Raw genomic sequence first — 13718 nt, 5'->3', positions numbered from 1 at the left:
CTTTTGTTTATTACCCGAAAATCCTGACGTCTTTATTCCTCGTCTAACTCTTCCTGCAGAGCAGCCAATTCTTTATCCGATATGCCTGTTATATTCTTAATGGACAGGCTATCCATCCTCTGCTTTAATAAGTTACGGGCAACGACTTTTCCATAACGGATAATCAATTTGGCTGCATCTCGATTCGCAAGCGCTGCCCTTTCTTCTGCCTCCATTCTTTTCTCTCTTTCTTTCACAAGCTCTAATTTTTGTCGTTCATATTGTTTTTTTAACTGATTAAACTTCTGATCTATCTGTTCGCTTTCTTTCTGAATCATTTGACGATTTTCTTCAATGGATTCTTTATGAGAAATGGCATGCCGATACGCTTGTTCGTCTTCACCGATTTGAGAAGAAAATACGGTTATCCCCTGAGTGTAAATCATAAGAACACGTCCTTTTGTTTAATAGAGGACTTTACTTTGATGAAGGTCTACATACAGTTAACCAAACGTACGTTCCTTTGTCAACAAAAAGAATCTGCAGGAGCACTTTCTCCGTCTCCTACAGATTCTTTTTCTTCCTTTTCTTCATATACCAAATGCAAAAAAACAAGATTCCGACAAAGATAGCACCATACACAACGTTTGAATAAACATCCATAAACGCGGCAACACGGTACCAGTTATGACCCAAAACGGCTCCCACACCAATGAGAATACTATTCCAAATAATCGAACCGATAGCTGTTAATAAAATAAATATACCAATATTCATCCTTGCCATCCCGGCCGGTATAGAGATTAAACTTCTTAACAGCGGGACCATTCTGCAAAAGAAAACAGTCCAACCGCCATATTTTTCAAACCATGCATCTGCTTTATAAATATCCGTTCTTTTTAAACGCAGTATATGTCCATACCGGTCAACTATTTTCTCCAGCCGTCCGACATCTAACAGCATGCCCGCACAATACAGCAGCATTGCTCCAATAAGCGCTCCCAGCGTGGACGCCGTTAAAACGCCTAAATAGGTTAAGGCGCTGCCGGTCGTCATAAAACCTCCAAATGGAAGGATGATTTCCGATGGTATCGGCGGAAATAAGTTCTCTAATGTCATCATCAGGAAAATCCCTAGATAACCAAATTGCTCCATGATGGTTGTAACCCATTGTCCCATAAGCTCCTCCGTTTATGCCTGTCCTATTTCCTTAGAATATATTCTTTCACGCTGCAGTCTATGAGCTTCTTTTTCCAAAATACATGTTTCGTTCTTTTCCGAAGGCTTGTTTTTTACGTTGTTTGGTTCATAATTTCTGCCAGCTGACGGTAAGAAAAGGCCCTGGCTTCATAAGTTGGTGCCATTGTAAGAACCATGATTTCATCACATTGATAAGCTTCTTGCAATGTAGTAAGTTTTTCCTGGACAAGGGCTTTATCACCAATAATCTGTTTATCAGCAATGTTTGATTGCTCTTCCGCATTTGTCTGCGGAGAGGGATCCTGCTCTTCTCTTTGTCGTTTTGCTTCTTCTGCCAATTCCAGCGCTTCCCGCTCCGTTTCAGCGCAAAGAACGGATACAGCAACCATAGTAGATGGATTATCGGTTTTACTTTGATAATCAGCCACAATTTCCGGACCATTTTCAGCACCCATAAAATGGCCAAAAACATAAGGCAGTTTTTTCGTTGCAGCAAGCTTGGCACTGCGCCCGCTTGTTCCTAAAAGCCAAGGTTCCGGCTGAACAGGCGGTACAGGAGAAGCTGTTACTCGGGAATAAAGTTGCTCCGGAGCAAAATCATCTTGCAGAAAATGAAGTAATTCATCTAGATAATCAGGCATTTCTTTCACTTTCTCTAAAAAGTTCCCGGCAAGCGCAATCGAAACTTCTGCTGAACCGCCCGGCGCCCTCCCTAATCCTAAGTCTACCCGGCCCGGATAAAGAGTGGCGAGCATCCGGTAACGTTCAACAATATTATAGGGGCGGTAATTAGGCAACAGCACTGCTCCCGAACCAATTCGAATATGTTCTGTCTTGCTGCCGATAATTCCCAGTAATATATCCGGAGCAGGGCTTGCTAATCCATTCATACCATGATGTTCTGCGACCCAATAGCGTTCATACCCTAACTGTTCTGCCAAGACTGCCAGTTCCACACTGGCCTCAAGAGCCTGCTTTGCATCGGCATCGGCAAATAACGGAGATTGGTCTAAGATACTTAGTTTCATTCTTCTTGCTCTCCTTTCAATTCTAATTGATCCACCAGCTTTTCTGCTGCTCGCCGGTAAAAGTTACTCATTCCTGTCAAGCTAGTAATGAATAATACTTGTTGTAAATAGGTGTCATTGACAATATCTGTATCTAATTCCGTTTCAAATATTTTTTCCTGCTTGTCAATATATTCTTCAAAACCTGCCACATTTTTATCCATTAAATGCATATAATTAGCGTAGAATTTTTCCAGATCAACATCATCCTCTGCTATACGTTGGTTCGCCTTTGCAAATGTCTTCCCGATATCTTTAATCGATAAAACACTTTTCATCTGATAAATCATGCTGATCAGCATAAGATGATCCTTCGAGTACTTTTTATTTTCTATCGGAAAAAATAATTTCGCCTTGGCATAATTATTAATCATTGTTTTCGTCAATACCTTATCCTCTTCATATCGTTTGGAAGAAGCGTACTTATTTTCAAACAGCTGAATAACTTGATCCATATATAAATCCAAATCCGGTATTTCTTCCAGTTTCAATTGGTTTTCTAAATGAAGACCTTCTAATTGTTTTTTGATATCCATGCAATGACCTTCCTTTCTTCTTTCATTGGTCCAACGAAGGAATAACAACTTATCTAGTTTTCATTATAACTATCATTACGAAAAACTCAAACATTGACTACTTGATGGAATAGGTATATATTTATTACATAGTATTGAAAACTACATAATGGATCGGAGAGGTTAATTGTTGCATAAATTTATACGTGAACCAATGAATGCTTTTACCCACTTTATCGGGATTGTTTTATCTATTGCCGGGTTGATATTACTTGTTGTCAAAGCAGCCCGGGTTGGCACCCCTTTGGATGTTGGTGCTGTGGCCGTTTTTGGCGTCAGCCTCATTTTGTTATATACCGCTTCCACTGTTTATCATTCGGTCATCGCCGGACCGAAAACCATCGCTTTTTTTAGAAGACTGGACCATGCCATGATTTATGTATTGATTGCTGGTACATATATCCCGCTATGCCTGATTGCACTGCATGGAACGACCGGTTGGATACTATTCTGGGTTGTTACCGTACTTGCCGTTCTCGGTGTACTGTTTAAGTTAATCTGGTTTCATTCCCCAAGATGGCTTTCCACGCTGCTTTATGTATTGATGGGTTGGATTGCAGTATTTTACAGCGGCGCACTCGCTCCAATTATCGGTATTGGCGGACTTACCTACCTCATCGCTGGAGGAATCCTTTATACAATTGGAGCAGTTATTTACTGGTTGAAGCCAGAATTTTTGAAATCCCGTTATTTCGGCTACCATGAGATATTCCATATTTTTATCCTGCTGGGAAGTCTCGGCCACTTCTTATGTATTTACCTGTATGTTATCTAAGAAGAGTGGTAAAAGAAGCGTCTTCCCTAAATACGAAGACGCTTCTTTTATACCCTTAGCCTTTATTGAACGATTTTTGTTACCATTTTTATTAATTCCTGCTCATAATTTTGGACATCAAAGCTTTCACTCTGCAGCAGCATGCTCTCACTAGCTGCGCCATTAATAAGAACAGCTGTCGCTTTAGGCTGAAAATTAGATGAAAATACGTTTTTCTCCTGCCCCTCCGCTAATATATTTTCTAAGCGCAAATAAAACGGGTCCTCTTCATTTAGTAATTTATAGTAGGGAATATTATCCACTGTCCGCGCATTAAAAATAATTTCAATCAGCGCTACATTATTTTTAACGTATTCATATTGATACGCGAGGGTTGCTTTTATATAAGCCAGCAGCTGCTGATAAATATCTGTTTCCGCCTTTACCCGACTATCGATAAATTCGAGTTGTGCTCCGATTAAATAATTTAATGTATGATGAATCAGCTCTTCTTTATCCGCAAAATGATAGGAAATTAACCCCGTACTGATTTTCGCATGTTTTGCTATTTTAGCAAGACTTAATTTGACATAGCCAATATCATTCAACACATCAATGGTTGCTTTTAAAATCTGTTCTCTCCGTGCCTCTGAAATAAATGATTTCTCTTTCGTCACTTCATATCACCCTCAAATCATTCGAACGTACTGCCGTTTGTCCTCATCACGGATGACAGCTCCCTCGGCTGCTAAATCTTTCCGCAAAAAAGCTGCTTCTTTTTTGTCTTCTTCCTTTAATGCCTCTTCCCTTGCAGCAAGTAAGCTGTTAACAGAAGCTGAAAAATCGGGATGCTCTGGAACCCAGCGCTGGTAATCCGATTGATAAGGATCCTCAGACTTCCAAGGAAACCGGAGTTCCAAAAAAGCTGCTTCTATTTTCGGTTGCTTTACATCCGTATATGAACGGTACATTTCCTCTCCTTTTTGTCCTAGAACAACAATATCTTTTCTATCCATATAAATGGCTGAAATATCTCTTTTTTGCAGTTGTACTTCTTTATCATACCTTTTCATTGTAACTGCTTGATCGGTAATCGTCATTTTTAATGATTCACTGAAGGCATACAGTACAAAAAGAATTCCTGCAATCAAACCGACAATTACCCCGATAATAGATACCCAGGAACTATTCCAGGTTGCAATCCATTCAAAGAACGGTCCAAACGGTACAAAAGGAATCTTCGTAAGCCAGCTCAAGATAATCTGAATAAACCAGCCAATAATCGCTCCAAGAAGCGGACCGCCTATAATAATAATCGCTTTATCCAGTTTTGATAATCCAAGTACAGTTTCATTTTGCATATATTATATTCTCCTCTGACATATCATCATAATCGTTTTTTTGATTACATAATCAAATTTTAACATAACCAATTAATTTATTCTATATAGATCGAGAATACAGTGCCTTAGAAAATCATATCGGGGCAAGAGCTATTTTTAATTGAAAAAATATGTTTTAAATCACAGAAACCGGGAAAATATATAGTAGAACGAACCTTAATGGAAAGGATGATTATTCATGAGAAACACACAATATCAGCCAGCACAAAAGAAAGAGATTTCTGATGCACAAGAGGTTCATTACGCTAAAGAATTTAAGCAGGCAGATATTGCTGGCGGCTATCGGAAACCTCAAGTTAAAGAGGCAAAATCCGAAAACCCTAATTTAAAATAATAACTATGGACTGCTTAAAAAATGCATACACACCAAAATCATGGAAAATCGACTAATGAACACAGTGTTTTCCTGTCGATTATCAACGATCGCTAGATAGTTTATCGATTGTTGATTTTGGTGTTGGTTCTTATAAAACTTTGAAGAGGGGATGTTGCACCATCGGTTATGGATGGTGCAACATCCCCTTGAATTTTATTGATCAATAATTATTGCGAACATTTTTTCACTATAAAAGATCAAAGGTGCCTCATCTGATACGCTTTGATGTTAGTCGTTCAAAGTAACTACAGTATGTTCAACCTTTTAGCTATCTTCTTCTAAATGATTTAACAAGTTAATAAACTTCTGTTTGTCCAAAACCTGTTCATCTGTTGCCATTTTCAATTCCTCTGTGGATATATTAAGTTCGTTCACATTGTCTGATTCTGCCTCTTTTAATTCTGGAATGGAATGAACTAATTTTACAACAGTATCATCATCAAGTACTTGGAAGAATCCAGTTTCTTCTCCGATTATCCAGTAATCGGAGTTACTTTCACTTGTTTCATTTAAAAAGAAAATATACTCCTCTCCCGGTTCAAAAAATGCATTATTATTTATAGGCCATTCGCTATCTCCAAGCTGTTTAATAGTTACTGTCTCGCTACTTGGCTCCCCTTCAATAGATTCTGCTACTTCAGCACGAAACACAGTATAAGGTACTGGTTCTGCATGAACTTCATCCACCTTTTCTAAAATAGTTACTTGAGCAATTAAATCTGCATCTTCTGTAGCATCCGCTAAATGAAAAGGTTTAATCTCTGCTTCGATTCCTCCAGATACTATGTCATCTGTATCATCTGATTCAGAAACACTCGGATTGCCGGACTCATCTTGCTGGTTGCAAGCAACTAATAAAAATAAAATAGTGCAAAATAATAGTAAGTTTCTCACCGACCATCTCCCTTTCTTATCATTTACAGGTTGAGAGCAGCAGTACAGAATTTAGAACTAACGTATTATTGATTGGAGGATTCCATTTTTAATTTTATTAAAACACTCCCAATAATTATATGCTTCCATATTAGCATGAAATTGATCAAACTTTCCCCTAAAATTTTGTTGCGGTATCCCGAAAAATGACAAAATTTATCATTATCTATAATCAGTAAATATGTACCAACCTTAGGTTCGTATGTTTCCGAAAATACTTATTTTGAAGATAACAGTAATGAAAATGTCTCTGGACACGTATCACATTAAAATAAAAATTAAAAGGTGAACACTAGGTCAAATCAATTGAAAAATATCGATTATAATACTATTTGTGTTTGGTGTTCTTAACATCCTTTTTAATGTTTGCAGAAAATTAACTTAAGCATGTTCAAAAGATGTTTGGATCTATGTCAATAAATTGGACAATAGAAATAGTGAATTTTTTAAGTTCCTACCGCGCTCCGCTTGCTTCCCTCTGTGATAAAGGAAGAGGAGAGTCCGCCCCTTCCTTTATCACAGAGGCTAATAACGTCCTTCTATGAAGCTATCTTACACAGATACATTTTTTCATACCCTATTGGTGACATATATCCAATCGTTGAGTGAATTCGCTTGGAATTATAAAACGTCATGATGTAAGAAAAGATACTACGCTTTGCTTCTTCCCTAGTTTGATAATTTTCATGAAAGATTCATTCTTTCTTAATCACACTATGAAACGATTCGATACATGCATTGTCATAACAGTTGCCTTTCCGGCTCATGCTTGTGGTGATATGATGTTTTCTTAATAGTGCTTGATACTCCTTCGCTGCATATTGGCTGCCTCTATCGGAATGATGAATTAATCCTTTCTGCGGTGCTTGCTGGTTAATCGCTCTCTTTAACGCTGTCAATGTTAATTCTTTGGTCATTCGATGACCCATGGCCCAACCAATAATCCTTCTGGAGAATAAATCCATTACGGTCGCTAAGTACAGCCATCCTTCTTTGGTCCAAATGTACGTGATCTCACTTACCCATACTTGTCCTGGTTCATCTGCCTGAAAATCTTGGTTTAGTAAATTCGGATAGACAGGGTGCGAATGCTTGGAATTCGTTGTCGCTTTATATTTCTTCACTGTTTTCGAACGTAAGCCATTTTCTTTCATGATACGAGACACTTTTTTTTGGGAAACAGGAGTTCCTTCGCGACGTAAAACCTGCGTGATTTTAGGGCTCCCATATCTTTTTTTGACTCTATAAATATACGTTTTATTCGGGCGGTCAGTTTTTGTTTACGGTTGGCTCAATCGCTGACAGGACGATTTCTCCACTCATAATAGCCGCTCTTGGAAACACCTAATACCTGGCACATCTTCTCTACACGAAATTCATGGCGGTGTTCTTGGATAAATGCATAGATTACCTCTACTTTTTGGCGAAGGTGCCCATTGCCTTTTTTAAGATAGCTTCCTCCTCTTCCAAATCACGGACTCACTTATCTTTTTCATATTCCTCTTGATCTTTGGGACTCCGGTTCCTACTTCCTACAATACTATCCTCTTATTCTTCCTTGTATCTAGCTACCCATTTGTGTAGCGTCTGGGGTACTAAGTCTAATTCTCTTGCCACTTCGGTTGCTTTTCTTCCATCTTCCACTACCAATTTTACTGCATATACTTTAAATTCTTTATCATATCGTTATGCCAGTTTAGACACTCCTAGAGATTATTATATTTAGTATAATAATCCCCATTTGGTATGTCCAATTATTAGACTATCACCAGTTAGTATCATTAACGAATTTTAATTTAATTAATGTTTTTTTGTTTGTTCTGGTAATAATTTATTACCAAATCTAGTAAATATAGAAAGATTGTAAAGCTAATAGTAAAAATCACATTTGTGCGAAAATCAATTAACAAAAAGCTTCCAATTGTAAATAAGAATAAACCTCTAATAATGCTTACATTCAAAAAGTATGAAGTTCTTGAATTCCCAAAGTAGAATAACAATATTTTCATTAAAATATCTTCAATAAATATACAAAAAATAACATACCATAATATCAAGTAAATAATTTGTTTCTGATTTAAAGATAAGTCTAATACACCATTTATTATATTTAAAGAACCGCTTAAAAATAAAATAATGAGCAGTACTATAATTGATACTATCAATCCAAATACTGTGGAAATACCAAAAGCTATTAAGAAAGCATATTTTTTGTATTCTTTTTTTTCATCCCTATAAACAAAATAAAAGAAAACTGCGAAAACAATAGCGAATATAGTTAAGCATATATAAACTAAATACAAAATACTCCTCCTCATGTAAATTTCGACGAACTTTACGTCATTAAATTTATTCCTTAGTTACTATGAATGGATTTCATAATTGCTCTTTTAAAAAATACAAAGACGAACCGAATTTTCGAAAGTGTATTTTTAAGGCAAAAGTTATACAGCTTGTTGTTGCTGAACAAACTCCGCGTTGATACGGTCTGAAGCTAGTTAAGAAGCATTATAAATCAAAGCGACCATGTCAAAATGAAATTTCGCACGCTTTCCAGTGCGATAACGAACATTATTTAACTGATAAAAATCTTTCAGATAAACATTGACACATTCAACTGCTGTACGTTATTTGAAGATATTTTTTCATGCTTTTGATCCGCGTGCGGGTGTGTAGTATAACGTCATAAATCGGTGGTTATCTTGACTTTATACACTTTTTGACAGATACCTTCGTTCGTAAGCGGGCAATCACTGCATTCTCTTGGTGTCGTATACTTCAAGATTTCATATTGGAGATCAAATCTGTCATATAAGCTACCAAATGAAAATAAGGATTGCAGAATATACTGGCTTGAGGCGCCAACTGCGATATGCCCTTTGTAGTCAAACCAAAATTCGTTTTTACCGTCTGTATTCTTTTTCATATCCCATTTGGGGACTAGTGGTACTTCTGCACGCAATATGTCTAACGGAACGTCTAACTATGCTTCGATTTTCTTTTCATATAATGGCAGGTTCGCTTCTTTTTCTGCTTGTTCTTGAAGATATTAGTCACGCTCTTCCTTCTATTTGCGCCCGCGCTTTTTTGGTGCAGCTTCCGATTTTTCTTCTTTTAGGCAGGCGCTTTGTCTCGTGCTTCATAATGGGCGGCATCGATGACAATGACTTCATCAGAGATAAACCCTTCTTTGATAGCTGCAAGTGTTACGTTTTCGAAGGATTTTTCTAAAATCTCCAATTCACTTAATTTGGCAACCAGACGGGAATAGGTAACCTCTGATGATGTAGCGTGAGAAACTAGAAATCCGCAGTTCATTTAAAAATAAATACGATCTAAATCAATCGCTAAAATAATCGCTTCATACTTCTGAATTCTTGGATGCCAAACAGACTTGGTTATTGTATAATGATTACAAGAAGTACTCCTCCAGTCTTTTTATATTTTTCTAAGCAACTACTATTATACAATATTTGGGGAGGTGCTTCTTTTTTTATGTCCTAGATCCATAAGGGGACAAGGGCTAAGAATTATGAAATTCACTCTATAGTTAAATTTATCTAAATTTCCATACCTATTTCGATTTAGAACTTCATGAAGCTCAATTATTTTCTAAAACTATCACCGTATTTTGGACTTGAAGGACAAGCAGTTATTACTGTAACTGATAGGTGTTTATTCTTAAGTAGTAAGCCATTCAGTATTTGGTAGTAAAAAGGATTAGAAGGCTTATACATATTAAATGCAATGTTGGAAGTTATCTTATAATATCAATAAACAGAAAAAGCACTTCTTCAGTCTTAATGTACCTTGGAGAAGTGCTTTTTTTATTATTGAATTATAAAGTTTGCTTCGCTAGATAAAAAAAGCTATAAACTTAGCCATTACTATTGCGTCTGCTGGTGGAATACCAGTACTTATTAGTGCTAATTCAATACTGGACTGAGACCAATCATCAACTTTTTCTATTGCATTTGCTGCTTTGTTTCCCCATCTTCCAAATGCATCTCCAGCTTTATCAGCCCACTTATAAGGTACTTTTTTTACTAGATTACCAAGAGCTGTGCCGCCATATCTAATACCATTTATAAGAACTTTTTTTGTCACCCAAGCAATGCCTTGGTCTTCAACTTCATCATTATCTGGGGTACTCTCTGCCACTTTTTCATTTGTAATAATTTCCTCAGTTGATTCTGCTGTCTTATTTGTTTTAAGACCTTCATGGGCACTAGCTAGTGAAGGACTTATGCTTCCAAACGCTACCAACATAGCTAAACTAGCTAAAAACAATTTACTTATTTTTTTCAAATAATCTTCTCCTTTTCACTTAAATATATTTTTTATCTCTTATGTATCGAGATAGTAACAAGATAATAAAGAGTGCGCTCCTTTATTAACCTTATTTGAATTGTATCATTAATCCATCTAGTGTTTTCCGCAAAAAATCCCTAAAAATTTTTCAGGGAAATCCGCAATTATTCCTCGAAATTTAGGAATAAGAAACTTCTAGAACTAATTAGAGTAACATCAAATCACACCGAATTACTTTTAAGTAAAGATTTTTTACTAAATAAATTGAATTAAAGGTTCCAACTTCACTAAAATATGATATAGATTATAAAATACCTTGAAAAGGTTTGAGAGCTATGAACCTTCAAAATCAGATAGAAGAACTGAAAGAAGCGATGAAAGCAGCTACAGATTCTTGTCACTATGAACGGTATCAAGCTGTGTACCTATACCTAAGCGGTTATAAGATGAAAGAGATTGCTAACAGCTAACATTATCCACCGCCGTCGTGAAACCATTGGTGCTTATGTGTCCATGTACAGAAATAACTCTCTTGAGGGTTAGAAACTTGGTTATTCACCAGGGAAACCCTCCAAACTATCAAAAGAAAAACAAGCTATTCTTTTGGAAACTGTTTCTACTATAGTTCCGTCAGATGTTAGTTTTATTGCTAAATATAATTGGACACTTTCCCTTATTACACAATTTGTTTAAAACGAATGGGGCTTTAACTATAGTTTGCGTGGGATGACACGTCTTTACATTCGCTTGGATTAAGCTACATCCGTCCAACTTATACGTTAGAAAAAGAAGATTCCGAAAAACAAAAAGAATTTACAGACACAACCTTTCCGCTTTTAAAAATATGATAAATGAAGAGATACATCATATTCTCTTTGAAGATGAATCGATGATACGAGACTACCAGGCAATACAGTGCACATGGTTTTTAAAGGGAAAGCAGCGAATCATCCCGACGCATGGGCAACACAAGGGTGTAAACTGTTTGGCACATTGAACTATGAAACAGGTGAATATGCTGCATCGAAGAGGAAAAGTTTGATACAGCTGCTTTTCTAAAGTTTTTAACAGCGACGCTCAAACATTATCCTGCCGGTGAAATCGTTATGATATTAGACAATGCCCAGATTCACCACGCAAAACTCCTTCGCCTTTTTTGGATGAAAACAAGGGGCGGCTGGAACTTGTGTACTTACCGCCCTATAGCCCAGATCTAAATCTTATTGAAGGGTTATGGAAATGGCTGAAAGAATCTATCATTAACAATGTTTTTTCCAGATGTCCGGAAGATTGCGCTCAAGGTCAGAGAATTTATTGTTGATATCAATCAGTGCAAGGATATGGTTATCGATCGGCTTTGTGTCAGAACATAGGTTAGAATCATAAATTCAACTTATAAAGTACATATTAATGAAATATTTCTTTTTTGCTAACCACAATAAAATTACATTTTTATATTATTATTTAAGAACGACTAATGTGCCAATTTATGTTATATTTAAGTGAGGAGGAATATTTATGATAAAAAGTCAATTAATAAGTATGGCAAATGCGTTTGTAAATGAAGAATTTCTTGAAAAAAACATAAAAGAATATACAAGTAGTTATATTGATTACAAATTCAATCTTTCTATTGAGTTTGCAAAAATAACCTGCATACATTTTGATATTTTTAGAAGCAACCAGGATAAGACATATAAAATTAAAGCTATGACGATTATTGAATTAATTATTTTAGCCTCAGATATTTTAGATGATTTACAAGATAAAGATACTCCAAAAGACACTCCTTGGTATAAAGTAGATGATGGCCAAAACCAAAATATCATTATTGGTCTATTACTTATTTGTTTAAAAAAAGCAGATGATATTGGTCATGAGAAAGATACAAAAATAATTAAAAAATATATAAATAACTATTTATTGAAATCAATTGGTGGTCAACAAATGGACTTGAGTAATGATCTACAAAATGAAAATGATTATATTTATATGAGCTATATGAAATCTGGTTCTTTAATAACAATTGCCTGTTTTTTGGGTGCTGGCGGAAATATAGATAAGCAAATAAGTGAAAAAATTGATAAATATGCCAACTATTTAGGTCTCATTTATCAATTGAGAAATGACCTTGTTGATATGAAAAATGGATTTATTAAAAGTGATTTATTATTTAAAAAAAGAACATTACCTATTTTATATTATTTAAACACTGATGATGAAGCGTATAGAGATATTCAAGATTATTACTTAAATAACTCTTCAGATTTTGATGCTTCTATGATTCATAAAGATTTATTACAAGAGGACGCTTTACTTTATTGTTCTATTGTAGAAAGAATATTCATTCGAAAATATCAAGAAACCATAGATCAAATAGATCTGTCAAAAAAGAAAAAAAATATATTATTTGATTTGCTTTCAAATTAACAAACGCTTATTAAGAATAAAAAACTGCTTGATAGTTTTTTTATTTCTATCAAGCAGAAAACCCATATGTACGTCAAATAATATTGCTATCGAATTTTTGAATACAGTTTAAGTGTCTCCTTTCCAAAGTTTAGGGTCTAAACGTTGGAGAAATGTACTGATGTTGTTACTATTTATCATATCATAAATAATAGATAAGTCTTCTGATGAGAGATCTAATTTAATATCTCCATCATTGCTAGAAATGGTAGGTTTTGATGTTTTTTGCATTTGTTGATGAACAAGCTCCATTATCATTATAAGCACCTCCTTTCTAGTCAAGATAATGAAAAAAGGGGCAAGGAACTATGAGCAAGTATAAAACAATTAAAACTATATATTACCTACTGCATGTCTTATTACTTCTACAAATTTTCTCTAAGTACCCTGATGCTTGGGATGATTTATACTTACCAATGTTATTTTCAGTAACTGCTTCTTTCATTACCTATATTATAAACACACAAAGCAGTTTAAAATCTAGCTTTTTTTTAATTTATTTTTTACTATCAGGTTCTTTAGCTGTAAGCGTCAAATAATCCCCACCTACAAGTTATAAACCACGCATGAGATAATCTCCATAGAAAATCATACGGAGGTTATGCGATGACAAATGCAGAAAAAAGAACAGAATGGAAAGCAAGATATGAT

At 35.5% G+C, this 13718-nt stretch carries 13 protein-coding genes and 3 pseudogenes; 4 read left to right on the top strand and 12 right to left on the bottom strand.

The window, feature by feature from the left end; genetic code table 11:
- Positions 1–32: 32 nt before the first annotated feature.
- The 4 genes from ACFQ19_RS10230 to ACFQ19_RS10215 all read right to left on the bottom strand — a co-directional run bounded on the left by ACFQ19_RS10230 (position 33) and on the right by ACFQ19_RS10215 (position 2782).
- Positions 33–425 (bottom strand): hypothetical protein, encoded by a 393-nt coding sequence (locus ACFQ19_RS10230; protein ID WP_379591980.1) that lies wholly within the window; start codon positions 423–425, stop codon positions 33–35.
- Positions 426–543: 118 nt separating this feature from the next.
- Positions 544–1158, bottom strand: a complete 615-nt coding sequence (locus tag ACFQ19_RS10225; protein WP_379591979.1) for a DedA family protein — start codon at positions 1156–1158, stop codon at positions 544–546.
- A gap of 113 nt (positions 1159–1271) precedes the next feature.
- Positions 1272–2207: an MsnO8 family LLM class oxidoreductase gene (locus tag ACFQ19_RS10220; protein WP_379591978.1), complete on the bottom strand. Its 936-nt coding sequence runs from the start codon at positions 2205–2207 to the stop codon at positions 1272–1274.
- Positions 2204–2782 (bottom strand): DUF1836 domain-containing protein, encoded by a 579-nt coding sequence (locus tag ACFQ19_RS10215; RefSeq protein ID WP_379591977.1) that lies wholly within the window; start codon positions 2780–2782, stop codon positions 2204–2206. The genes ACFQ19_RS10220 and ACFQ19_RS10215 overlap by 4 nt, the downstream gene beginning before the upstream one ends.
- Positions 2783–2951: 169 nt before the next feature.
- Between ACFQ19_RS10215 and trhA the strand changes: the two genes are divergently transcribed.
- Positions 2952–3596: a PAQR family membrane homeostasis protein TrhA gene (gene trhA / locus ACFQ19_RS10210; protein WP_379591976.1), complete on the top strand. Its 645-nt coding sequence runs from the start codon at positions 2952–2954 to the stop codon at positions 3594–3596.
- Between the two features lie 62 nt (positions 3597–3658).
- Here trhA and ACFQ19_RS10205 read toward each other — a convergent pair whose 3' ends face one another.
- Both ACFQ19_RS10205 and ACFQ19_RS10200 read right to left on the bottom strand, forming a co-directional pair.
- Complete coding sequence (locus ACFQ19_RS10205) at positions 3659–4252, bottom strand: TetR/AcrR family transcriptional regulator (RefSeq protein ID WP_379591975.1); 594 nt, start codon at positions 4250–4252, stop codon at positions 3659–3661.
- 12 nt (positions 4253–4264) lie between these two features.
- On the bottom strand, positions 4265–4936 hold the full coding sequence (locus tag ACFQ19_RS10200; RefSeq protein ID WP_379591974.1) for a YqeB family protein: 672 nt from the start codon (positions 4934–4936) through the stop codon (positions 4265–4267).
- A gap of 220 nt (positions 4937–5156) precedes the next feature.
- On the opposite strand from ACFQ19_RS10200, the gene ACFQ19_RS10195 reads away from it, so the two are divergent.
- Positions 5157–5312 carry a YfhE family protein gene (locus ACFQ19_RS10195; RefSeq protein WP_379591973.1) on the top strand — a complete coding sequence of 52 codons (156 nt, stop codon included), beginning with the start codon at positions 5157–5159 and terminating at the stop codon, positions 5310–5312.
- Positions 5313–5618: 306 nt separating this feature from the next.
- Here ACFQ19_RS10195 and ACFQ19_RS10190 read toward each other — a convergent pair whose 3' ends face one another.
- The 5 genes and pseudogenes from ACFQ19_RS10190 to ACFQ19_RS10170 all read right to left on the bottom strand — a co-directional run bounded on the left by ACFQ19_RS10190 (position 5619) and on the right by ACFQ19_RS10170 (position 10595).
- Complete coding sequence (locus ACFQ19_RS10190) at positions 5619–6248, bottom strand: hypothetical protein (protein ID WP_379591972.1); 630 nt, start codon at positions 6246–6248, stop codon at positions 5619–5621.
- A gap of 578 nt (positions 6249–6826) precedes the next feature.
- Positions 6827–7937 (bottom strand): annotated as a pseudogene (locus ACFQ19_RS10185) (IS3 family transposase).
- Between the two features lie 146 nt (positions 7938–8083).
- Positions 8084–8590 carry a hypothetical protein gene (locus tag ACFQ19_RS10180; protein WP_379591971.1) on the bottom strand — a complete coding sequence of 169 codons (507 nt, stop codon included), beginning with the start codon at positions 8588–8590 and terminating at the stop codon, positions 8084–8086.
- Positions 8591–8785: 195 nt separating this feature from the next.
- Positions 8786–9605 (bottom strand): annotated as a pseudogene (locus tag ACFQ19_RS10175) (IS5/IS1182 family transposase); the annotation flags it as partial.
- A gap of 537 nt (positions 9606–10142) precedes the next feature.
- Positions 10143–10595 carry a hypothetical protein gene (locus ACFQ19_RS10170; RefSeq protein ID WP_379591970.1) on the bottom strand — a complete coding sequence of 151 codons (453 nt, stop codon included), beginning with the start codon at positions 10593–10595 and terminating at the stop codon, positions 10143–10145.
- 338 nt (positions 10596–10933) lie between these two features.
- Between ACFQ19_RS10170 and ACFQ19_RS10165 the strand changes: the two are divergent.
- Together ACFQ19_RS10165 and ACFQ19_RS10160 are read left to right on the top strand one after the other, a co-directional pair.
- A pseudogene (locus tag ACFQ19_RS10165) lies at positions 10934–11971 on the top strand (IS630 family transposase).
- Between the two features lie 145 nt (positions 11972–12116).
- Complete coding sequence (locus ACFQ19_RS10160; protein WP_379591969.1) at positions 12117–13028, top strand: polyprenyl synthetase family protein; 912 nt, start codon at positions 12117–12119, stop codon at positions 13026–13028.
- A gap of 108 nt (positions 13029–13136) precedes the next feature.
- Here ACFQ19_RS10160 and ACFQ19_RS10155 read toward each other — a convergent pair whose 3' ends face one another.
- Positions 13137–13325 (bottom strand): hypothetical protein, encoded by a 189-nt coding sequence (locus tag ACFQ19_RS10155; RefSeq protein ID WP_379591968.1) that lies wholly within the window; start codon positions 13323–13325, stop codon positions 13137–13139.
- Positions 13326–13718: the final 393 nt, after the last annotated feature.

This window comes from Oceanobacillus locisalsi (genome assembly GCF_042675985.1).
GTDB lineage: Bacteria > Bacillota > Bacilli > Bacillales > Amphibacillaceae > Oceanobacillus > Oceanobacillus locisalsi.
Note: the sequence above shows the minus strand (reverse complement) of the source record. Positions and strands in the feature narration are given on the sequence as shown.